The organism is Telluria sp. LT2P34 (assembly GCF_059685915.1).
Window position 1 is genome coordinate 226,772 of sequence record NZ_JCASIN010000006.1, and the last position, 20,242, is coordinate 247,013.

22 protein-coding genes are annotated in these 20,242 nt (G+C 64.6%); 18 read left to right on the forward strand and 4 right to left on the reverse strand.

All coding sequences use genetic code 11. The annotated features are described in order from the left end of the window. Positions 1-30: 30 nt before the first annotated feature. The 14 genes from AC56KZ_RS16935 (at position 31) to AC56KZ_RS17000 (ending at position 12,148) form a co-directional block, all read left to right on the forward strand. Positions 31-720 carry an NADH-quinone oxidoreductase subunit J gene (locus AC56KZ_RS16935; protein ID WP_497163350.1) on the forward strand — a complete coding sequence of 230 codons (690 nt, stop codon included), beginning with the start codon at positions 31-33 and terminating at the stop codon, positions 718-720. Beyond that, positions 717-1,025, forward strand: a complete 309-nt coding sequence (gene nuoK, locus AC56KZ_RS16940) for an NADH-quinone oxidoreductase subunit NuoK (protein WP_497163351.1) — start codon at positions 717-719, stop codon at positions 1,023-1,025. Before AC56KZ_RS16935 ends, nuoK begins: the two co-directional genes overlap by 4 nt. 39 nt (positions 1,026-1,064) lie before the next feature. Beyond that, positions 1,065-3,167, forward strand: coding sequence for an NADH-quinone oxidoreductase subunit L (gene nuoL, locus AC56KZ_RS16945; protein WP_497163352.1), 2,103 nt, complete (start codon positions 1,065-1,067; stop codon positions 3,165-3,167). A 22-nt stretch (positions 3,168-3,189) separates the two neighbouring features. Continuing rightward, on the forward strand, positions 3,190-4,701 hold the full coding sequence (locus AC56KZ_RS16950; RefSeq protein ID WP_497163353.1) for an NADH-quinone oxidoreductase subunit M: 1,512 nt from the start codon (positions 3,190-3,192) through the stop codon (positions 4,699-4,701). 14 nt (positions 4,702-4,715) lie between these two features. After that, the gene (nuoN, locus tag AC56KZ_RS16955; RefSeq protein WP_497163354.1) at positions 4,716-6,215 is read left to right on the forward strand and encodes an NADH-quinone oxidoreductase subunit NuoN; all 1,500 of its coding nucleotides are present in this window, start codon (positions 4,716-4,718) and stop codon (positions 6,213-6,215) included. Continuing rightward, positions 6,215-6,535: a DUF2818 family protein gene (locus AC56KZ_RS16960; RefSeq protein ID WP_497163355.1), complete on the forward strand. Its 321-nt coding sequence runs from the start codon at positions 6,215-6,217 to the stop codon at positions 6,533-6,535. The genes nuoN and AC56KZ_RS16960 overlap by 1 nt, the downstream gene beginning before the upstream one ends. Before the next feature lie 32 nt (positions 6,536-6,567). Next, positions 6,568-7,125, forward strand: a complete 558-nt coding sequence (locus tag AC56KZ_RS16965) for an NUDIX domain-containing protein (protein WP_497163356.1) — start codon at positions 6,568-6,570, stop codon at positions 7,123-7,125. 3 nt (positions 7,126-7,128) lie between these two features. Then, complete coding sequence (locus AC56KZ_RS16970) at positions 7,129-7,809, forward strand: hypothetical protein (protein WP_497163357.1); 681 nt, start codon at positions 7,129-7,131, stop codon at positions 7,807-7,809. A gap of 9 nt (positions 7,810-7,818) precedes the next feature. Beyond that, entirely contained in the window at positions 7,819-8,535 is a 717-nt protein-coding gene (gene ispD / locus AC56KZ_RS16975) for a 2-C-methyl-D-erythritol 4-phosphate cytidylyltransferase (protein ID WP_497163358.1), read from the forward strand. A gap of 20 nt (positions 8,536-8,555) precedes the next feature. Further along, entirely contained in the window at positions 8,556-9,065 is a 510-nt protein-coding gene (gene ispF, locus AC56KZ_RS16980) for a 2-C-methyl-D-erythritol 2,4-cyclodiphosphate synthase (protein ID WP_497163359.1), read from the forward strand. A 37-nt stretch (positions 9,066-9,102) separates the two neighbouring features. Then, positions 9,103-10,347, forward strand: a complete 1,245-nt coding sequence (locus AC56KZ_RS16985; protein WP_497163360.1) for an MFS transporter — start codon at positions 9,103-9,105, stop codon at positions 10,345-10,347. A 2-nt stretch (positions 10,348-10,349) separates the two neighbouring features. Further along, positions 10,350-10,658, forward strand: a complete 309-nt coding sequence (locus tag AC56KZ_RS16990) for a hypothetical protein (RefSeq protein WP_497163361.1) — start codon at positions 10,350-10,352, stop codon at positions 10,656-10,658. 45 nt (positions 10,659-10,703) lie between these two features. Beyond that, the gene (locus tag AC56KZ_RS16995) at positions 10,704-11,258 is read left to right on the forward strand and encodes an NADPH-dependent FMN reductase (protein WP_497163362.1); all 555 of its coding nucleotides are present in this window, start codon (positions 10,704-10,706) and stop codon (positions 11,256-11,258) included. A 278-nt stretch (positions 11,259-11,536) separates the two neighbouring features. After that, positions 11,537-12,148, forward strand: a complete 612-nt coding sequence (locus AC56KZ_RS17000) for a phasin family protein (protein WP_497163363.1) — start codon at positions 11,537-11,539, stop codon at positions 12,146-12,148. Between the two features lie 77 nt (positions 12,149-12,225). On the opposite strand, the gene AC56KZ_RS17005 is transcribed toward AC56KZ_RS17000, so the two are convergent. The 4 genes from AC56KZ_RS17005 to AC56KZ_RS17020 form a co-directional block, all read right to left on the reverse strand. Next, positions 12,226-13,173: an FHA domain-containing protein gene (locus AC56KZ_RS17005; protein ID WP_497163364.1), complete on the reverse strand. Its 948-nt coding sequence runs from the start codon at positions 13,171-13,173 to the stop codon at positions 12,226-12,228. 10 nt (positions 13,174-13,183) lie between these two features. Continuing rightward, positions 13,184-14,593, reverse strand: a complete 1,410-nt coding sequence (locus AC56KZ_RS17010) for a S1 family peptidase (protein ID WP_497163365.1) — start codon at positions 14,591-14,593, stop codon at positions 13,184-13,186. A gap of 63 nt (positions 14,594-14,656) precedes the next feature. Beyond that, positions 14,657-15,319, reverse strand: coding sequence for a GTP cyclohydrolase II (gene ribA, locus AC56KZ_RS17015; protein WP_497163366.1), 663 nt, complete (start codon positions 15,317-15,319; stop codon positions 14,657-14,659). 79 nt (positions 15,320-15,398) lie between these two features. After that, positions 15,399-15,629, reverse strand: coding sequence for a DUF3820 family protein (locus AC56KZ_RS17020; RefSeq protein ID WP_497163367.1), 231 nt, complete (start codon positions 15,627-15,629; stop codon positions 15,399-15,401). 60 nt (positions 15,630-15,689) lie between these two features. Here AC56KZ_RS17020 and AC56KZ_RS17025 point away from each other — a divergent pair, with 60 nt between their 5' ends. The 4 genes from AC56KZ_RS17025 to AC56KZ_RS17040 all read left to right on the forward strand — a co-directional run bounded on the left by AC56KZ_RS17025 (position 15,690) and on the right by AC56KZ_RS17040 (position 20,195). Further along, positions 15,690-16,109 carry a DUF1810 domain-containing protein gene (locus AC56KZ_RS17025; RefSeq protein ID WP_497163368.1) on the forward strand — a complete coding sequence of 140 codons (420 nt, stop codon included), beginning with the start codon at positions 15,690-15,692 and terminating at the stop codon, positions 16,107-16,109. Between the two features lie 107 nt (positions 16,110-16,216). Then, complete coding sequence (locus AC56KZ_RS17030) at positions 16,217-17,998, forward strand: NYN domain-containing protein (protein ID WP_497163369.1); 1,782 nt, start codon at positions 16,217-16,219, stop codon at positions 17,996-17,998. Between the two features lie 88 nt (positions 17,999-18,086). After that, positions 18,087-18,527: a hypothetical protein gene (locus tag AC56KZ_RS17035; RefSeq protein WP_497163370.1), complete on the forward strand. Its 441-nt coding sequence runs from the start codon at positions 18,087-18,089 to the stop codon at positions 18,525-18,527. Positions 18,528-18,725: 198 nt separating this feature from the next. Further along, complete coding sequence (locus tag AC56KZ_RS17040) at positions 18,726-20,195, forward strand: sodium:solute symporter (RefSeq protein WP_497163371.1); 1,470 nt, start codon at positions 18,726-18,728, stop codon at positions 20,193-20,195. Positions 20,196-20,242: the final 47 nt, after the last annotated feature.

Consider the following 20,242-nt stretch of genomic DNA (forward strand, 5'->3'; position numbering starts at 1 on the left):
AAGCGCTCATAAGAAAAGGTCCCGTCAGTCATGCAATTCACAACTGGTTTGTTCTACGTCTTCGCGGCCGTCATGGTGCTGTCCGCGTTGCGCGTCATCACTGCGAAGAACCCGGTGCACGCCGCACTGTTCCTCGTGCTCGCCTTCTTCAACGCGGCCGGTATCTGGCTGCTGCTGAAGGCCGAATTCCTCGCCATCGTGCTGGTGCTGGTGTATGTCGGCGCCGTGATGGTGCTGTTCCTGTTCGTCGTCATGATGCTCGACATTAATGTCGACCGCATGCGCGAAGGCTTCTGGGGCTACCTGCCGATGGCCCTGCTGATTGGCGTCGTGATCGTCATCGAAATGGCGCTGGTGCTCTACAACAGCTACAGCGGCTTCGCCCAGACCGCGGAAGCGGCCGCGCTGAACATCGGCGGCACCCGCGAACTCGGACGCCTGATCTACACCCAGTACATCTACGGCTTCGAAATCGCCGCCGTGATCCTGCTGGTCGCCATCATCGCCGCCGTCGCGCTGACCCTGCGCCGCCGCACCGACAGCAAGGCGATCGACCCGGCAGCGGCCGTGCGCGTCAAGCGCAACGACCGCCTGCGCATCGTCAAGATGGACAGCGTCAACCAGCGCGCCCTCGACGATGCGTCGGTTGCCGCTGCCGCAGCGGCCACTGCAGCCGCGGCCGAGGTAGCCACCCCGGTGCCCAACAAGGAGAACCCATGACCTTATCGCTCGCACACTACCTGATCCTGGGCGCGATCCTGTTCGCGATCTCGGTCATCGGTATTTTCCTGAACCGGAAGAACATCATCATCCTGCTGATGGCCATCGAGCTGATGCTGCTGGCCGTGAACCTGAACTTCATCGCCTTCTCGCATTACCTGGGCGACGCGGCAGGGCAGATCTTCGTGTTCTTCATCCTGACCGTCGCGGCTGCCGAATCGGCAATCGGCCTGGCGATCCTGGTGGTCCTGTTCCGCAACCTGGACACGATCAATGTGGAAGACCTCGACAGCCTCAAGGGCTGACCGGTCTCGGTTGATTAACAATAACGATTAAGGTTCAACATGGCGGGGCAACTCTCTTCCTCACTCTTACTTGCGGTGCCGCTGGCGCCGCTGGCAGGTTCGGCAATCGCCGGCCTGCTCGGAACCAAGTTCCTGGGTAACGTGGTCGGCCGCAAGGTCTCCCACACGGCAACCATCCTCGGCGTCGCGATCGCACTGGTCATCTCGGTCATGACCCTGCTGGCCGTGCTCGACGGCGCGCGCTTCAACGAAGACATCTACACCTGGATGCAGGTCGGCACCGTGAAGCTCGCGGTCGGCTTCCAGATCGACACTCTGTCGGCGATGATGATGTGCGTCGTCACCTCGGTCTCGCTGATGGTCCACATCTACACGATCGGCTACATGGCCGAGGACGAAGGCTATAACCGCTTCTTCTCGTACATCTCGCTGTTCACGTTCGCGATGCTGATGCTGGTCATGTCGAACAACTTCCTGCAGCTGTTCTTCGGCTGGGAAGCGGTGGGCCTGGTTTCCTACCTCCTGATCGGTTTCTGGTACACCCGTCCGACCGCGATCTTCGCCAACATGAAGGCCTTCCTGGTCAACCGCGTCGGCGACTTCGGCTTCATCCTCGGTATCGGCCTGCTGCTGGCCGCTTCCGGCACGATGCACTACGGCGAAACCTTCGCCCAGGCCGACAAGCTGGCCGGCATGACGGTGGCCGGCATCGGCTGGCCGCTGCTGACCGCGGCCTGCATCTGCCTGTTCATCGGCGCGATGGGCAAGTCGGCCCAGTTCCCGCTGCACGTCTGGCTGCCTGACTCGATGGAAGGCCCGACCCCGATCTCGGCACTGATCCACGCCGCGACGATGGTCACCGCCGGCATCTTCATGGTGGCGCGCATGTCGCCGCTGTTCGAGCTGTCGGACGGCGCGCTGTCGTTCGTCATCGTGATCGGTTCGATCACCGCGCTGTTCATGGGTTTCCTGGGCATCATCCAGAACGACATCAAGCGCGTCGTCGCCTACTCGACCCTGTCGCAGCTGGGCTACATGACGGTCGCGCTGGGCGCCTCGGCCTATTCGGTGGCCGTGTTCCACCTGATGACCCACGCCTTCTTCAAGGCCCTGCTGTTCCTCGGCGCCGGTTCGGTCATCATCGGCATGCACCACGACCAGGACATGCGCAACATGGGCGGCCTGCGCAAGTACATGCCGATCACCTGGATCACCTCGCTGCTCGGTTCGCTGGCCCTGATCGGCACCCCGTTCTTCTCGGGCTTCTACTCGAAGGACTCGATCATCGAAGCGGTGCACGCCTCGAACATCCCGGGCGCCGGCTTTGCCAACTTCGCCGTGCTGGCCGGTGTGTTCGTGACCGCCTTCTACTCGTTCCGCATGTACTTCATGGTCTTCCATGGAGAAGAGCGCTTCGGCAAGGCGCATGCGCATGACGACCATGCGCACGACCACAAAGCTGCTCATGGACACGATGCGGGCCATGGCGATCCGCTGGCCCTGCACGAGTCCGACGCGCACCACGAGGAAGACCACGGCCACCACGGCCTGGCCCCGGGCCAGAAGCCGCACGAGTCGCCATGGGTGGTGACCCTGCCGCTGGTGCTGTTGGCGATCCCGTCGGTCATCATCGGTTACCTGGCGATCGGCCCGATGCTGCACGGCGACTTCTTCAAGGACGTGATCTTCGTCGGCGAGAACCACACCGCGATGCGCACCCTGAGCGAAGAATTCCACGGCGCCGGCGCCATGGCGATCCACGGCCTGGAGACGGCGCCGTTCTGGCTGGCGCTGGCCGGCGTGGTTGCGGCTTACTACTGCTACATGGTCAATCCGCGCGTCCCGGCCTGGTTCTACAACAAGTTCAAGTTCCTGCACACGCTGCTGGACAACAAGTACTACATGGATGCGTTCAACCAGGCAGTGTTCGCCGGCGGCGCACGCGGCGTCGGCAACGGGCTGTGGAAGGCGGGCGACCGCATGCTGATCGATGGCCTCTTGGTCAACGGCAGCGCGAAGATGATCGGCTGGTTCTCGACCATCACCCGTACCTTCCAGACCGGGTACATCTATCACTACGCGTTCGTGATGATCGTGGGCGTCATGGCGACCCTGCTGTACTTCTTCCCGTTCTGGCGCTAATCACAGGCAAAGAAAAAGACAAATGATGCAGTCCACGATCTCTACATTTCCTCCCTACCTGAGCCTGGCGATCTGGCTCCCGATCCTGTTCGGCGTACTGGTGCTCGCCGCGGGGCGTGACAAGAACGCCGGTGTCGTGCGCTTCGGCGCGCTGATCGGCGCCATCGTCAGCTTCCTGCCGACGATCCCGCTGATCATGAACTTCGACAACGCCGCCCACGGCATGCAGTTCTATGAAGTGGCGCCGTGGATCGACCGCTTCAACATCTTCTACCGTCTCGGTGTCGATGGCCTGTCGCTGTGGTTCATCCCGCTGACCGCCTTCATTACGATCATCGTCGTCGCGGCGGCCTGGGAAGTCATCCAGGACCGCGTGGCGCAGTACATGGGGTCCTTCCTGATCCTGTCGGGCCTGATGATCGGCGTGTTCGCGGCGCTCGACGGCGTGCTGTTCTACTTCTTCTTCGAAGCGACGCTGATCCCGATGTTCATCATCATCGGCGTGTTCGGCGGCCCGAACCGCGTGTACGCGGCATTCAAGTTCTTCCTGTACACGTTCTTCGGCTCGCTGCTGACGCTGATCGCGATCATCTACCTGTACAACGTCTCGGGCACCTTCGACATCCAGAAATGGCACGTCCAGCCGCTCGACCTGCGCGAGCAGATCCTGATCTTCATCGCCTTCTTCATGGCCTTCGCCGTGAAAGTGCCGATGTGGCCGGTGCACACCTGGCTGCCCGACGCCCACGTCGAAGCGCCGACCGGCGGCTCGGTCGTGCTGGCCGCGATCATGCTGAAACTCGGCGCCTACGGCTTCCTGCGTTTCTCGCTGCCGATCACCCCGGACGCCGCGCACTACCTGGCGCCGGTCGTCATCGTGCTGTCCCTGATCGCCGTGATCTATATCGGTCTCGTCGCCCTGGTACAGAAGGACATGAAGAAACTGGTGGCTTACTCGTCGATCGCCCACATGGGCTTCGTGACGCTCGGCTTCTTCATCTTCAACGACATGGGCGTGCAGGGCGGTATCATGCAGTCGATCTCGCACGGCTTCGTGTCGGGCGCGATGTTCCTCTGCATCGGCGTGCTCTACGACCGCGTCCACTCGCGTGAAATCGCCGACTACGGCGGGGTCGTCAACACGATGCCGAAGTTCGCCGCTTTTGTCGTGCTGTTCTCGATGGCGAATGCCGGCCTGCCTGCCACCTCGGGCTTCATCGGCGAATTCATGGTCATCCTGGGCGCCGTGCAGTTCAACTTCTGGACCGGCATGCTCGCCGCCACCGCACTGATCCTGGGCGCGGCCTATTCGCTGTGGATGGTCAAGCGCGTGATCTTCGGACCGGTCGGAAACAAGAACGTGGCCGAACTGGTCGACCTGAACCGCCGCGAATTCGCGATCCTGGCCGTGCTGGCAATCGCCACCCTGTACATGGGCCTGTACCCGGCGCCGTTCGCCGAGACCCTGCAGACTTCGGTGGCCGACCTGCTGCAGCATGTGTCCGTCAGCAAGCTGCCACCGCTGCCCCAATAATTGAAATAGACGCCATGAACAACACTTTGCTACCGGCTGTCGACACCAACCTGGTGCCGGTGTACGCCGAAATCTTCATGCTGATCGCCGCTTCCGCGATCCTGCTGATCGACCTGTACCTGAAAGGCTCACGCCGTAACGTGACCTACTACCTGTCGCTGCTGACCCTGGTCGGCTGCGCAGTGCTCACCATGGGCGATTTCAACTCGGGCGCGACCGTCTACACCTTCAACGGCATGTACGTGTCCGACCCGATGGGCAATCTGCTCAAGCTGTTCACCTACGCCGCCGTCGGCCTGACGCTGGTGTATTCGCGCCAGTACGTCACCGAGCGCGGCATGCTGTCCGGTAACCTCGGCGGCGAGTTCTACGTGATCGCCTTGCTGGCCACGCTCGGCCAGATGATCATGATTTCCTCGAACAGCACGCTGTCGATGTACCTCGGCCTGGAATTGATGTCGCTGTCGCTGTACGCCCTGGTGGCGCTGCGCCGCGACCACGCCACCTCCACCGAAGCGGCGATGAAATACTTCATCCTCGGTTCGCTGGCCTCGGGCTTCATGCTCTACGGTATCTCGATGATCTACGGCGCCACCGGCTCCCTGAACTTCACCGACATCGCCGCCCGCGCCACCGGTTCCGACCAGATGATCCTCGTCTTCGGCCTGGTCTTCCTGGTGGCCGGCATGGCATTCAAGCTGGGCGCGGTTCCCTTCCACATGTGGGCGCCGGACGTCTACCAGGGGTCGCCGACGGCCGTGACGCTGCTGCTGGGCGGGGCGCCGAAGCTGGCCGCGTTCGCCATGGTGATGCGCCTGCTGGTCGAAGCGCTGCCGACCATGGCCTACGACTGGCAGCAGATGCTGCTGGTGCTGGCCGTGCTGTCGCTGGCGATCGGTAACCTGACCGCCATCGCCCAGACCAACCTCAAGCGCATGCTGGCCTATTCGACCATCGCGCAAATGGGCTTCGTACTGCTGGGCATGATGGCCGGCGTGGTAGGTGAGGACACGAGCAATATGCCTGCTGCATACAGCGCCGCCATGTACTCGTCGATCACCTATGTGCTGACCACGCTGGGCAGCTTCGGCATGATCATGATGCTGGCGCGTTCGGGCTTCGAGGCCGAGCAGATCGCCGACTTCAAGGGCCTGGGCCGCCGCAGCCCGTGGTTCGCGCTCGTCATGACCGCCCTGATGTTCTCGCTGGCCGGCGTGCCGCCGATGATGGGCTTCATGGCCAAGTGGGCCGTCCTGCAGGCCGTTGCGAATACCGGCGCCGTCTGGCTGGCCGTGGTCGCCGTCATGTTCTCGCTGATCGGCGCCTTCTACTACCTGCGCGTGGTCAAGACGATGTGGTTCGACGACGCCGTCGACACCAGCCCGATCGTCACGCCGACCGACATGCGCGTTGCCCTGTCGCTCAACGGCGTGGCCGTGGTCGTGTTGGGCCTCATCCCGGGCGCGCTGCTGGCCACCTGCCTGCAGGCGATCGAACTGACGCTGCGCGGCTGATGGACGCTTCGCTGGCATCCTGGCTGGTGATCGCCGTCGCGCTGGTGGCGGCCAACCTGCCGTTTGCCAGCGAGCGCGTGTTCGGCTTGATCTCCTTGAAGCCGCCGCAAAGCGGAGCAGGGCGCACGAAACCGCTCGCCCTGCGCCTGCTCGAGCTCATTGTTTTATACTTCCTCGTCGGCGCACTAGCCTGGCTGCTGGAATCGCGCATCGGCAACGTGTTTGCCCAGCGCTGGGAGTTCTTTGCGATCAGCGGCTGCCTGTTCCTCGTACTGGCCTTCCCAGGATTTGTTTGGAGCACCCTGCGCAAGCGCCGCTGATTGTTCCGATCAACGCTCTACACAGGAGTCCAATGGATTCGCACCTGAAGGAAACCCGCCTCGACGGCGGGGTCGCTTACGACGGCAAGTTCCTCAAAGTCTCGCGCGACCGCATTCAACTGCCCGACGGCAGCATCACCCACCGTGAATACATCCGCCATCCCGGCGCGGTCGTGATCCTGCCGCTGCTGGACGATGGCCGCGTGCTGCTCGAGCGCCAGTTCCGTTATCCGAACGACCGCGTCTTCATCGAGTTCCCGGCCGGGAAGATCGATCCGGGCGAAGAGCACCTGGCCTGCGCCAAGCGCGAGCTGGAAGAGGAAACCGGGTACACGGGCGGTGAATGGCAATACGTCTGCACCATCCATAATGCGATTGCCTATTCCGACGAGCACCTGGAGATTTTTGTTGCGCGCGGCTTGAGCCCCGGCACGCCCAAGCTCGACGTCGGCGAATTCCTCGAGACCTTCACCACCACCGTCCCCGAACTGCTGGAGATGGTCAGGCGCGGCGAGATCACCGACGTGAAAACCATCATCGGCGCTTTCTGGCTGGAGAAGATCGTCAGCGGGACCTGGACGCCCGCCTGAGGCATGAAGGTCCTGTTCGCGCTGCTGTTGTTGTCCGCCCTGGCGCCGGCCAGCGCGCGCACCGCGTTCCAGGCGCGCTGCGAAGACACCATCGGCAAGAGCGTCTCGGTGATGACCTCGCAGCAGGATGGCTACCGCGTCGATAACCGCTATTCCTTCCACGGCCTGTCCGCCATGAAGGGCGACCGCGCGCGCGGCAGCTATGTCCTGGGCCTGACCCGCACCGAGTCGCGCGTGGCGATCGGCATCCAGGGCCGGATGCTGACCGATGCAAGCACCGGCTACGAATGCGTGGCGCCTCGCCTCGAAGTCAAACTCCACTACCTGCCGATCATCGTCTATGTCGGGCGCGAGTTCGCCCCCGGAACCTGTTCCTACCGCGCCATCCTCGCGCATGAGCTGCGCCACCGCGACATCTACCTCGACTTCCTGCCGCGCGCCGAGAAGATCGTCAGCGAGGCGCTGGCGCGCCGCTTCGAGGGCAAGCCGCTGTACGCGCCACGCGGCCAGGCGCGCGATATGTTGCAGCGCGAAATCAACAGCAGCTGGATGCCCTTCATCAAGCGCGAAATGGCGAAAGTCGAGCCTTTGCAGGCGGCCATCGATACGCCGCAAGAATACGCGCGCCTTGGCAAAATTTGCGCAGGTGAGGTACAGTCTCTTATCAGACCGGCAAAAAAGTAAAAAAGACACATGAATTCGCAAGCACCTCGTTATTTCGCCCTTATTCCCGCGGCCGGCGTCGGCGCGCGCATGGCTGCGAGCGGACCGAAGCAATACCTGAAAATCAGCGGCAAGCCGATGCTGCGCCATGCCATCGACGCCTTCCTGTTCAGCGAACTGATTGCGCACACCTATGTGGTGGTCAGCGCCGACGATCCCTTCATCGACGGCGTCGTGCCCAGCCATGGCGTGACGGTGCTGCGCTGTGGCGGTGCAACACGGATGGAATCGGTGCGCAATGGTCTTGCCGCGCTGGCCGGCACGCTGCGCGAGAACGACTGGGTGCTGGTCCATGACGCGGCCCGCCCGGGCCTGGACGACACGCTCATCGAAAAACTCATCACCAGCACCGGCGAACATCCGGTCGGCGGCCTGCTGGCGCTGCCGGTGGTCGATACCGTCAAGCGCAGCATTGCCGGCAAAGTCGGGACCGTCTCGCGCGAAGGCCTGTGGCTGGCGCAGACGCCGCAGATGTTCCGCTACCGCCTGCTGCGCGACGCGCTCGCGGCGGCCAGCGAGTCGGCGCGCGACCCCCGCCAGATCACTGACGACGCCAGCGCCGTCGAAGCGCTTGGCCTGTCGCCGAAACTGGTCGAAGGCCATCCGCGCAACATGAAGGTCACGCTGCCGGGCGACGTGCGCCTGGCCGAAATGTACCTGGCCACGGCCCAGCCCGAATTTTTATAAGAACTCGAATCCGCAGAACTATGGCACTCGCATCCTATAACCCGACCCCGCCATTTCGCATCGGCACCGGCTATGACTGCCACCGCCTGATCGAGGGCCGCAAGCTCATCGTCGGCGGCGTGACCATTCCGCACCGCCTGGGCCTGTTCGGGCACTCCGACGCCGACGTCCTGCTGCACGCGATCATCGACGCGCTGCTGGGCGCCGCCGCCCTGGGCGACATCGGCAAGCATTTCCCCGACACCGACCCGATGTTCGCCGGCGCCGATTCGCGCACCCTGCTGCGCGAAGTGGCCAGCCGCGTGCTCGCCACCGGCTACACCATCGGCAACGTCGACGCCACCATCATCGCCCAGCAGCCGAAAATGGCGCCGCATATCCCGCACATGGTCTCGCGCATCGCCGAAGACCTGGGCCTGTCGCCGCAGCAGGTCAACGTCAAGGCCAAGACCAATGAAAAGCTCGGCTACCTGGGTCGGGAAGAGGGCATGGAGGCGCAAGCCGTGGCCATGTTGATCAGGGCGGCGTAACCCCCGCCGCGCCGTGCGCGGCATCACCGGATCGACGATGAGCACCCACCCCGACATGTCGCCGCGCGCCGAATGGATCCTGATCCTGGCCGCCAGTGCGATCCTGATGATCACGATGGGTGCGCGCCTGACGACCGGCCTGTTCCTCTCGCCGCTGAACACCGCCACCGGCCTGGGCATCGCCTCGATCAGCTTCGCGCTGGCCGTCGGCCAGTTCATGTGGGGCGCCTCGCAGCCGATTTTCGGCGCCATTGCCGACAAATACGGCCCGGCGCGGGTGATCGTGATCGGCGCGCTGCTGCTGGCCGGGGGCCTGGCGGCGACGCCCTTCGTCGAGTCGGAATGGGGCCTCTTGCTGACCATGGGCGTGCTCTCGGCCGCGGGCGCGGGCGCCGGCAGCTTTTCGATCCTGATCGGCGCCACCGCCCAGCGCCTGCCCGCGGCCCGGCGCCCGTTTGCTTCCGGCTTCATCAACGCCGGCGGCTCCTTCGGCCAGTTCGTGTTTTCGCCGCTGATGCAGTTTCTGATCGCCGGTCCCGGCTGGATCATCGCCATGTTCACGATGGCGGCCACCACCTTGCTGACCATTCCGCTGGCCTGGCTGATGAAGGGAAAAAAAGCGCCTGCCGCCAGCGTTGCCGCCGCCGGCGTGGCGCCCATCCTTGGCATCAGCCTGACGGCCCAGCTGCGGGTGGCGCTGCGCGACCGCAGCTACCTGTTCCTGCACGCGGGCTTTTTCACCTGCGGCTTCCACATCGCCTTTCTCGTCACCCATCTGCCCGGCGAGGTGGCGCTGTGCGGCCTGCCGGTCGGCGTGGCCGGCACCGCGCTCGGCCTGATCGGCCTGTTCAACATCGGCGGCAGCCTGGCCGCCGGCGCCCTGTCCACGCGCTACCGCATGAAGAACCTGCTGGCGCTGATGTACGCCAGCCGCGCCGTCATCATCGCCCTCTACCTTCTGGCGCCGAAAACGGCCGCCACCTTCTATGTGTTCGCCGCCGCGCTCGGCTTTACCTGGCTGGCCACGGTGCCACCCACGGCCGGCCTGGTCGGCAAGCTGTTCGGCACGCGCTACCTGGCGACCCTGTTCGGCCTGACCCTGCTGTCGCACCAGATCGGCGGCTTCTTCGGCGCCTGGCTGGGCGGCTTGTCCTTCGTGCGCTTCGGCGACTACAGCTGGATGTGGTACGCCGACATCGCGCTGGCGCTGGCCGCCGCCGCCATCAATCTGCCGATTCGCGAAGCGCCGGTGGTGCGGCCGGCCACGCCTGCCAAGGCTTGAGCATGGCGCGCGATACCTGGGCTTACCGCGAAGTGGCCGTGCATTCGGTGCGCGACCCGCGCACGGGCAGGCTGCTGATCCATCCGATGCCGGGACAGGCGTTTGCGCCCTCGATGCGCGTGCAGTGCGCACGCGCGCTGTCCGACCCGGAGCAGTACCCGCCCGGCACCCGTTTCCTGCTCAACGCCAAGCTGACCGACCGCCTGGGCGGCCAGCCTTTCCTGTTTGCCTGGCATGGCGACCCGGTGCAGTTGCTGAGCGCCGCCCAGGCCCGTAAATTCCTGGCGGCATTCCGGCGCGGCCGGATCTGAGGCCTGGGTAAGATCGATGTTTATTCTTTGAAAGAGGGAAACCGAATGGCAAGCAAAAAAATCGCAATCGTGGTGGGCAGCCTGCGCCGGGAATCGTTCAGCCGCAAGCTGGCGCTGGCCATGAAGGACATGGCGCCCGGCAAGCTGGAGATGGAGATCGTCGAGATCGGCGAGTTGCAAATGTACAACGAGGACATCGATGCCGCTTCGCCGCCGCCGGCCTACACCGCCTTCCGCGAGCGCATCCGCGCGGCCGACGGCATCCTGTTCGTCACGCCGGAATACAACCGCTCGGTGCCGGGTGCGCTGAAGAACGCGATCGACGTCGGCTCGCGGCCATATGGCAAGGCCGCCTGGAGCGGCAAGCCTTGCGCCATCGTCAGCCAGTCGCCGGGCGCGCTGGGCGGCTTCGGCGCCAACCACCACCTGCGCCAGATGCTGCCTTTCCTGAACATGCCGGCCATGCCGGGGCCGGAAGCCTATCTCGGCGGTATCGCCGCGAAGTTCGAGGGCGCGACCCTGGCCGACGAGTCGCTGCGCGGCTTCCTGCAGAGCTTCGTCGACAGCTTCGCCGTCTGGATGGAGCGCCGCGCCGGCTAGGGCCGCCCGCGTTTTTCGTTGCAAATTGCTATCTGGAATGCATGTATGCAAGGCCACTGGCCATCGCTCCGCTGGGCCGCATTCGTTTGATCTAGCGCAAACCTGCCAGTACCTGCTGCCTTAGCCTTGAGGCTTCGCGCGGAAAGCGGCCTTCCCATCGAACGGGAAACAAGGCTTTCCCCGCGGGCTCCCGAATGCGCACACGACCGTGCCGCGGCGAGCAGACTCAATCCTAAAGATGTCATCCTTATAACCATTACCCATGAGCGAGGCAACGCATGTATCCATTTTCCCAATCGGTTACCCCAGCAGTGCGCACCCATATGGATGCGCAGACCGCCTTCATGAACGACATGTCCAAGTCGCTATTCCAGTCTTTCCAGCAGATGTGCGATCTGAACATCAAGCTGATGCAGACCATGCTCGAAGAAACGGCGCTGGCGAGCCAGCAAATGATTACCGCCGACCGCCAGACCGAAGTGCTGAGCGCGGCCGCATCGCGGGCCCAGCCTGCCGCTGAAAAACTGCGCGCCTACCAGCAGCACATCTCGCGCCTGGCCGCCGACGCCCAGGTCGAATTCACCCGCGTGACCGAGCAGCACGTCCAGAACACCACCCGCACCGCGCGCCAGCTGGCCGATGAAGTGGCACGCACCGCGTCCGAAGAAACCGAGCGCGGCATGCGCAAGCAGCAGGAAACCATCCAGCGCTTCACCGACCCGTTTGCCGGCGGCAGCCATGCCGGCAATGGGCAGTCCAGGCAGGGCAATGGCGCAGGCAGCGCCACCATGCAAAGCGCCAGCCCCGCCCAGGGCAGCAGCGGCGGGCAGGCGCAAACCGGCACCTCCGGACGCAGCGAGAGCGGCAGTTCCAAGGGCGCGCAAACCTGAGGGAGCAAGGCAGGCATCAGGTGCACCTGATGCCTGCCTGAAGCGCCCGGCGCAGGCACCTGTTCCTGCGCCGGGTTTTACTCTTTCTCCAGCCGCTCGCGGTCGAGTTTTTCCTTCATCGCCGCGACGTCTTCCATGAATTCGTCCACGCTGCTGTCCGGCGTGGCGCGCATGTCCGGGGGCAGCAGTACCGACATGTACAACTCGTCGGCAAGGCGGCCATTGCGCTGCTCATTGCTGATGAGGACCAATCCCGACCCGAGCACCGCCAGCGCCGCGCACATGATGGCGAACTGCCTGCGCGGCTCGGGTTTCACCGTCGTCAGGTGGAAGTAGACCATCCCCGCCACCAGCAGAATCGCCACGTGCGAGCCGTAGCGCGTGAATACCTCGATCGACCAGGCGTAGCCCACCGCGCTCGACACCAGCCGGAACAGCATCAAGGCCGCGATACCGCAGCCGAAAATGAACAAGTGCCGCCCGAGGCGCGCGTGGCGCCCGAACAGGCGGTTGCCAAACGCCCACAGGCCACTCCAGACCAGCCCGGCGCCGAGGCCGTAGGCCAGCGCCAGCAGGTAGCGAAACGGCCGAAAAGCCTGGGTGTCGGCCAGCCACATCGTAAACAGCGCGACGATGGCCGTCAGCGTGGCGCCCGCCAGCCCCGGAAACTCGCCTTCCCAGCTGTGCATGGTGCGGTCCGGCAATTCCTGCGGCACCGGAAAATCGGCGGCGCGCACGCGCAGCGTCGTGTGGCCCAGCCGCACGACCGTATTCCCGTCCAGCACCAGGCGCTCCTTGCGCCGCCCGGCGTAGACCATGCCGTTGCGGGTGCCGAGGTCGGCCAGCACCAGTTCGCCGTCCGGCCCGGCCTCGACCTGGGCGTGGCGCGGGGCGGCGTAGGCGTCGTCGAGGATGTAGTCGTTGTCGTAGCCGCGCCCGATGCGGATCGGCAGCGCGTCGACCCGGTGACGGTGCAGGACGTCGCCGTTGCGCGCCAGGGTTTCGATGAACCACGGGCCTTTCATCGGCCGCCAGTCACAATTTCCCGCCGCGCCCGAGGGCGTTGAGGAAGGCGCGCGTGACCCGCATGCCGTTCTCGTAGGACACCCCGGCCACGTCCAGCCGGCTCTGCAGGCTTGCCTGCGGGTTGTCGGTGCTGGCCGTGAGCAGGGTGAAGTTGTACAGGCCAGGGAACTTGCGGTAGGCGCGCACGCAGGTCACGGCGCGCAGGGCCAGCGTATTCGAGTGCACGAAGCGTTCGCTGCACAGCGGTCCGGTGAGGCGGGCATCGCGCGTGTTGCCGAGACGGTCGATCCCGAACTGGCTGCTGGCCAGGGCCGCAAAGCGCAGCGGATGCAGGGTCGCCGAGCGCAGGTACTGGTGCGTCATCGACACGTTGCCGGTCTGCTGGGTGTCCGACACGTAGATCGCCGACTCGGTGGCGCAGCTCATCGAGTCGGCGCTGAAGGAAGCCTCGGCCTTCACGTTCGAGCGGCCCCAGCAGCGAAGCTGGCCGGATTCGCGCACCGGCACCCGGTAGGGCCCCATGTTCTTGATCGACAGCGGCGTGTCGAGCAGGCGTCCGACCATCGCCCGCTGATGCGCCAGCAATTGCTCGGCGATGAGCGGATTGAAATCCTTGGGCGGCGCCGCCTGCGCCGCCACCTTGCGCAGCAGTTCCTGGGCATATTTCACCGGCACCAGGAAGCTCACCGCTTCGCCGTCGCGCCGTTTCGATACGTTGATGCCGGCCACGGTGCCGCCCGCGGTCACGCTCGGCCCGCCGCTCATGCCCGAGTTGATCGGGCCGCTGAACATCAGCTGGTCGTAGAAGCTGCGGCTGACGATGCCGTTGTAGGCGCCTTCGGAAATGGCGAAGCCAAGATCCAGCGGGTTGCCAAGCGAATACAGGTCCTGGCCCTGGGTCAGCCGCACCGCTTGCTCGGGCACCTTGAAAAAGCCCGTGCCGCTGCGGTTTACGCGCAGCACCGCCAGGTCGTGCAGCACGTCGACCGCCATCAGCTCGACCGGACCGTGCCTGCCGTCGGTATCGACGTATTCGCCGACATACACGTCGGGGTCGAGCGCCATCTGCGACACCACGTGGTAGTTGGTGACGACCAGGCGGCTTTCGCCCACCAGGAAGCCGGAGCCGACGGTCGACTGGGTGCGGCCGTTCCGCAGCAGCATGCGGATCTGCAGCAGGTCTGCCTGCGCGGCCGAATACAGTTCCTGAGCGGCCGAAGAAGGCGGGGGCAGGGCGGCGGTGGTATCGGTTTCGCCGGGGCCGGGCGCGGGCGGCGTGATGGCGGGAGGCGCGTTGGGGGGCACCACCGTCGGCGGGCCGGCGGGGACGGGCGGCTTGAGTGGCGGGGGCGCAGCCAGGGGAACCCCCACGGAGGCGCCCAGGCAGAACAACAGGAGCAGGCTGGCGATGCGTTTCATGGGTTGGCAGGGATCGGTCGGATTGACGCTATCTTGCCAGCACACTGACTTGTCTGCAGTACCTTACAGTGCGCCGTCTTCAGCCACGGTGGCCGGCTGCGTCATCATGTGGCCGAGCTTGGCCTGCTTGGTATCGAGGTAGCCCTGGTTGAAAACGTTGCGGTTGACCAGCAGCGGCACGCGCTCGACGACTTCGATGCCCAGGCGCGCCAGGGCGTCGATCTTGCGCGGGTTGTTGGTCATCAGCTTGACCTGGGTGATGCCGAATTGTTCGAGCATCGGACGGCACAGCTCGTAGTTGCGGGCGTCGGCATGAAAGCCCAGCTGCAAATTCGCTTCGACCGTATCGGCGCCGGCTTCCTGCAGGCGGTAGGCGCGGATCTTGTTGACCAGGCCGATCCCGCGGCCTTCCTGGCGCAGATAAAGCAGCACGCCGCGGCCCTCGGCGGCAATGCGCTTCAGGGCGCCCTCGAGCTGGGCGCCGCAGTCGCAGCGCTGCGAAAACAGCACGTCGCCCGTCAGGCATTCCGAATGCACGCGCGCCAGCACCGGTTCGCCGCTGCCGATGTCGCCCAGCGCCATTGCCAGGTGCTCCTTGCCGGTCGAATGTTCGACGAATGCGTGCAGCGTGAACTGGGCCCAGGGCGTGGGCAGTGCGCACGAGGTGACGTAGTCGAGCAGGGGAGCGGCGGCAAAAGGGGCGGCAGGCGTGGTGATATCGGACATGCTGTGGTCTTGCGACGGATGATTGTAGCCGCCAAGTATAAGAGAAATCGGTCGCGGCCGTGCGGCCGTGGCGGTCCGCTCAGCTCCCGGGCGGTCTGGCGCCGCGCCGCAACGGGTCGAGCAGGCCGCGCAAGTCGTTGTGGTCGAGCTCGTACATCAGGGCCAGCAGCTCGCCCAGTTCGCCGCGTGGAAAACCTTCGCGCGCGAACCAGCCGAGGTAGTGGCCGGGCAGGTCGGCGATTTTTCGCCCCTGGTATTTACCGTAGGGCATCTCGCGGGTCAGGAGCAGTTGCAGGTGTTCTGGTTTCATCGTGGCGCCACTTTAGCAAACCGGGTGAAAGGGGTAGCATTGTCGCAATGGGAGATTGCCATGGACACTGAATTCGACCTCGAGCGCTTCGTTGCCGCCCAGGACCTCGTGTATTCCACCGTGCTGGGCGAATTGCGCACCGGCCGCAAACGCAGTCACTGGATGTGGTACGTGTTCCCGCAAATCGAGGGACTCGGATCGAGCGAGATGGCGCGCCGCTATGCGATCCGCTCCAGCGACGAGGCCGCCGCCTACCTTGCCCATCCGGTGCTCGGGCCGCGCCTGCGCGAATGCGCGCGCCTGGTCGCCCTGCACCGCGAGCGCGATATCGGCGAGATCTTCGACAGCCCGGACGACCGCAAATTCCACTCCTCGATGACGCTGTTCGCCGACGTGGCGCCCGACGAAGCCGTGTTCCAGACCTGCCTCGACCAGTTTTTCGATGGCCAGGCCGATCCCGCCACCATGGCGCGGCTGTAGCGGGCGAGGGCCTCCAGGCCCGCATGAGCCTGCGCTTGCGCTGGCCGGAATCGACTTGTGCGTATAATCCGCAAGTATCTGTCTCTACCACTAGAAAATAACAACCCATGGCTTCAAATTCCGACAACATCAGCATGGCCGTGTTCTGCGATTTCGAGAACGTCGCGCTCGGCGTGCGTGATGCGAACTACGAGAAATTCGATATCAAGCCCGTGCTCGAGCGCCTCCTGCTCAAGGGCAGCATCGTCGTCAAGAAAGCCTATTGCGACTGGGACCGCTACAAAGGGTTCAAGTCCACGATGCACGAAGCGAACTTCGAACTGATCGAAATCCCGCACGTGCGCCAGTCGGGCAAGAACTCTGCCGACATTCGCCTCGTGGTCGACGCACTCGACCTGTGCTACACCAAATCGCACGTCAACACCTTCGTCATCATCAGCGGCGACTCCGACTTTTCGCCGCTGGTGTCGAAGCTGCGCGAGAACGCCAAGCAGGTGATCGGCGTTGGCGTCAAGCAGTCGACCTCCGACCTGCTGGTGGCCAACTGCGACGAATTCATTTTCTACGACGACCTGGTACGCGAAGTCACGCGCGCCGCGGCCAAACGCAAGGAAGTGCAGGACGCGCGCAAGTCCACGCCGCAGGCCAGCAAGCGTCCCGGCGACGACCGTGGCCGCGAAGGCCTGGAAGCACGCAAGACCCAGGCACTGGAAATGGTCGCCGAGACCTTCGATGCGCTCATTTCCGAACGCGGCGACACCGGCAAGATCTGGGCCTCGCTGCTGAAGGACACCCTCAAGCGCCGCCGTCCCGAGTTCTCCGAGGTGTATTACGGCTTCCGTACCTTCGGCAACCTGCTCGAGGAAGCGCAGGCGCGCGGCCTGTTCGAGTTCGGCCGCGACGAAAAATCCGGCACCTATGTCTACCGCAGCAGTGGCGCAGCGTCGGCGCTTGCCGAGCAGCCAGGCGCCGACCTTGGCAGCGCACCGCTGGCGGGCGAGGCCGGCGACGACACCCCGGCAGCGCCACGCGAGCCACGGGAGCCACGGGAGCCACGTGAGGCGGGCCGCGGCGAAGGCCGTGGCCGCGGCCGTGGCCGTGGTGGACGCGGGCAGCAGGCCGCGCCGGTGGCCGTCGAGGAAATCGATGCCGCCGCCCAGGACGCGCCGGAAGTGCTGGAGCATGTCCAGGATATCCAGGACGTCCAGGAACCGCAGGAAGACCAGGATGACGGCCGCGGCCGTGGCCGTGGCACCCGGCGCAAGAGCTCCTACCGCACCGCGACGCCCTTCGTGCCGGTGACGCCGGACGAAGCGGGGCAGGCCGACGATCAGGCCGACACCCGGGCCGAAGCGCCGACCGAGCCGTTCGACGTCGACGAGGTCGCGGCCAGCGCGCCATGGCCGGCGCTGGCGGAGGATGCCGGGCTGGCAGTGGCGGCCGCGCAGGCGCAAGATGCCGAAGAAGCGCAGCCGGCACCGGCCAAGAAGGAACGCCGCGGCGCGGCACGCAAACCTGCGGCAAAGAAAGGCAAGGCTGCCGTCGACGCTGCCCTTGCGGACGCGATGCCGGTCGATGCGGTTCCGGTCGCTCCAGCACCGGTCGCTCCCGCAGCGGTCGCTCCACCGGTGGCCTTGACGGTGTCGCCGCCGGCCCAGGCCGTGCCTGCAGACGAGCCGGATGACGCCTACGAGGAAGAAGACGACGTCAACGGCAATGTGATGCCGGGCGTGCGCAAGCCGAACGGACCGGCGCGCAAATCGGGAGAGCGCCAGTCGGCCTCGCGCAAGCCGGCCGAACGCCAGGTTCCCGGACGCCAGCCGGGCGCGCGGGAACCTGCGGCACGCGGACGCCGTCCGGCCAAGCCGAAAGCGACGGGCAAGGAGTAATATCGAAAAGCAGGCACCCGGCGGGCAACCCTGCCGGTGCCTGGCGGTCTAAACGAACGGTAACTCAACCGTAGTGAAAGGAACTGCCATGCGCCTGCCTGCCGGATTGTCCATCCTCCTCGCGCTCCAGCTTGCCGCTTCATCGACGGTCCAGGCCGCGCCTCCGGCGCCGGCCGCCAACCATCCCATCCTCGGTATCTGGAAACTCAGCCTGCCGGACCTGGGCTGCTCCGAAACCTACCGCTTCCGCGGCGACGGCACCACGCTCGTCACCAGTGCCGAGGAAGTCTCGGAGAGCGAATACCGCATCCCCGACAAGCCGAGCGCAAAGGGCTTCTACAAGTTAGAGGACCGTATCGTCAAGGACAACGGCAAGAAGGATTGCGCGGGCGAGATCATGAAGGTGGGCACGAAGGTCATCAACTTCCTGCGCTTCCATCCGTCCGGCACCCTGTTCCTGATGTGCAGCGATGAAACGATGCAAACGTGCATAGGACCGTTCGAGCGCGTCGAAGGCGAAGAGGCGTAGAGCGCCTAAGCACGCCCTCATGACTGCGTTGCACCGTCTCGCCGTACTAGCGTACTGTCCTCGCCCTCGGGCTTCGACGATGCGCCTTGTCCCGAGGGCGCGGTCAGGCGCTCCAGGAAGGGCAAGCGCTCACCCCGGTGGCTTGCCATGGTTTCTCCGTGTATATTGCTGGGCGACTCATCATCCCCCAAAAAAACCATGTCTCCCGTCCTCCTGTTCTGCATCCTGATCGCCTATTTCGCACTGCTGCTCGGTGTTGCCTGGGCCACGTCCCGCAACGCCACCAACGACAGCTTCTTCATCGGTAACAAGAGCAGCAACTGGATGCTGGTCGCCTTTGGCATGGTCGGCACCACGCTGTCGGGCGCGACCTTCATCAGCGTGCCGGGCGCGGTCGGCAAGGACGCCTTCGGCTACGGCCAGATCCTGATCGGCTATGTCTTCGGCTACATCGCAGTGGCCTATATCCTGCTGCCGCTGTATTACCGCCTGAAACTGACCTCGATTTACCATTACCTCGACGTGCGCCTGGGCCGCTGCGCCTACCAGAGCGGCGCCGGCTTTTTCATCATTTCGCGCCTGCTTGGCTCGACCGCGCGGCTGTATCTGGTGGTTAATATCTTGCAGGCGATCATCCTCGACAGCCTCGGGATTCCCTTCTGGGCCACCACGCTCGTGATCCTGGCCATGATCCTGGCCTATACCTACCAGGGCGGCGTGAAAACCATCGTCTGGACCGACACCCTGCAGACGAGCTGCATGCTGTTCGGCCTGTTCGCCTGCGTCTGGTTCCTGCTGAACGCGCTCGATATGTCGCTGCTGGAAAGCCTGAACCGGATGCAATCGACTGGCCTGGCGCGCATCTTCACCTGGGACTTCGACAGCCCCAATTTCTTCTGGAAGCAATTTATCGCCGGTATTTTCATCGTGCTGACGATGACGGGCATGGACCAGGAAATGATGCAGAAGACGATCTCGGTCAAAACCCTGGGCGATTCGCAGAAAAACCTGCTGACGCTGACGGCGGTGCTGGTGGTGGTGCTGTCGTCCTTCCTGTTCCTCGGCGGCCTGCTGTATCTGTACGCGCCGGTGGCCGGCGTGCTGGATACCGGCGACAAGATCTTCCCGGCCGTGGTGATGGGTCACTTGCCGGCTGCGGTGCAGATCATCTTCCTGATCGCACTAGTCTCGGCGCTGTTCCCAAGCGCCGATGGCGCGATCACCGCGCTCACCGCCACCTTCTGTATCGACCTGCTCGGCATGCAGCGCCGCACTGACCTGAGCCAGGCGCAAAAAGAGCGCCTGCGGCGCCGTGTGCACCTCGGGTTCGCGGCCCTGTTCCTGCTGCTGGTGCTGGGCTTCAAATGGGTCGACGAGCCAAGCATGATCGTCGTGATCCTGAAGCTGGCCGCTTACACCTATGGGCCGCTGCTGGGCCTGTTCGCCTTTGGCATGCTGACGCGGCGCAGCTTGACCGACAAGCTGGTGCCTTACGTGACGATCGGGGCGCCGATTCTTTGCGCTCTCCTTGAGTACAATCAGCAATATTTGCTCGGGAGCTATCGATTGGGACTTGAACTGCTGATGGTCAATGGCATACTCGTATTCGCCGGCCTGTTTGCGATCTCCCACAAAGAGAGCGTCGACAAATCGACCGTCCTGGCTTGAACTTATCCTTGAGCTTATTCGTGACTTTATCCCTGGCTTTTCTTCCT

Coding starts and splice junctions, on each gene's coding strand:
- AC56KZ_RS16935 (WP_497163350.1), top strand. CDS start 31: ATGCAATTCACAACTGGTTTGTTCTACGTCTTCGCGGCCGTCATGGTG.
- nuoK (WP_497163351.1), top strand. CDS start 717: ATGACCTTATCGCTCGCACACTACCTGATCCTGGGCGCGATCCTGTTC.
- nuoL (WP_497163352.1), top strand. CDS start 1,065: ATGGCGGGGCAACTCTCTTCCTCACTCTTACTTGCGGTGCCGCTGGCG.
- AC56KZ_RS16950 (WP_497163353.1), top strand. CDS start 3,190: ATGATGCAGTCCACGATCTCTACATTTCCTCCCTACCTGAGCCTGGCG.
- nuoN (WP_497163354.1), top strand. CDS start 4,716: ATGAACAACACTTTGCTACCGGCTGTCGACACCAACCTGGTGCCGGTG.
- AC56KZ_RS16960 (WP_497163355.1), top strand. CDS start 6,215: ATGGACGCTTCGCTGGCATCCTGGCTGGTGATCGCCGTCGCGCTGGTG.
- AC56KZ_RS16965 (WP_497163356.1), top strand. CDS start 6,568: ATGGATTCGCACCTGAAGGAAACCCGCCTCGACGGCGGGGTCGCTTAC.
- AC56KZ_RS16970 (WP_497163357.1), top strand. CDS start 7,129: ATGAAGGTCCTGTTCGCGCTGCTGTTGTTGTCCGCCCTGGCGCCGGCC.
- ispD (WP_497163358.1), top strand. CDS start 7,819: ATGAATTCGCAAGCACCTCGTTATTTCGCCCTTATTCCCGCGGCCGGC.
- ispF (WP_497163359.1), top strand. CDS start 8,556: ATGGCACTCGCATCCTATAACCCGACCCCGCCATTTCGCATCGGCACC.
- AC56KZ_RS16985 (WP_497163360.1), top strand. CDS start 9,103: ATGAGCACCCACCCCGACATGTCGCCGCGCGCCGAATGGATCCTGATC.
- AC56KZ_RS16990 (WP_497163361.1), top strand. CDS start 10,350: ATGGCGCGCGATACCTGGGCTTACCGCGAAGTGGCCGTGCATTCGGTG.
- AC56KZ_RS16995 (WP_497163362.1), top strand. CDS start 10,704: ATGGCAAGCAAAAAAATCGCAATCGTGGTGGGCAGCCTGCGCCGGGAA.
- AC56KZ_RS17000 (WP_497163363.1), top strand. CDS start 11,537: ATGTATCCATTTTCCCAATCGGTTACCCCAGCAGTGCGCACCCATATG.
- AC56KZ_RS17005 (WP_497163364.1), bottom strand. CDS start 13,173: ATGAAAGGCCCGTGGTTCATCGAAACCCTGGCGCGCAACGGCGACGTC.
- AC56KZ_RS17010 (WP_497163365.1), bottom strand. CDS start 14,593: ATGAAACGCATCGCCAGCCTGCTCCTGTTGTTCTGCCTGGGCGCCTCC.
- ribA (WP_497163366.1), bottom strand. CDS start 15,319: ATGTCCGATATCACCACGCCTGCCGCCCCTTTTGCCGCCGCTCCCCTG.
- AC56KZ_RS17020 (WP_497163367.1), bottom strand. CDS start 15,629: ATGAAACCAGAACACCTGCAACTGCTCCTGACCCGCGAGATGCCCTAC.
- AC56KZ_RS17025 (WP_497163368.1), top strand. CDS start 15,690: ATGGACACTGAATTCGACCTCGAGCGCTTCGTTGCCGCCCAGGACCTC.
- AC56KZ_RS17030 (WP_497163369.1), top strand. CDS start 16,217: ATGGCTTCAAATTCCGACAACATCAGCATGGCCGTGTTCTGCGATTTC.
- AC56KZ_RS17035 (WP_497163370.1), top strand. CDS start 18,087: ATGCGCCTGCCTGCCGGATTGTCCATCCTCCTCGCGCTCCAGCTTGCC.
- AC56KZ_RS17040 (WP_497163371.1), top strand. CDS start 18,726: ATGTCTCCCGTCCTCCTGTTCTGCATCCTGATCGCCTATTTCGCACTG.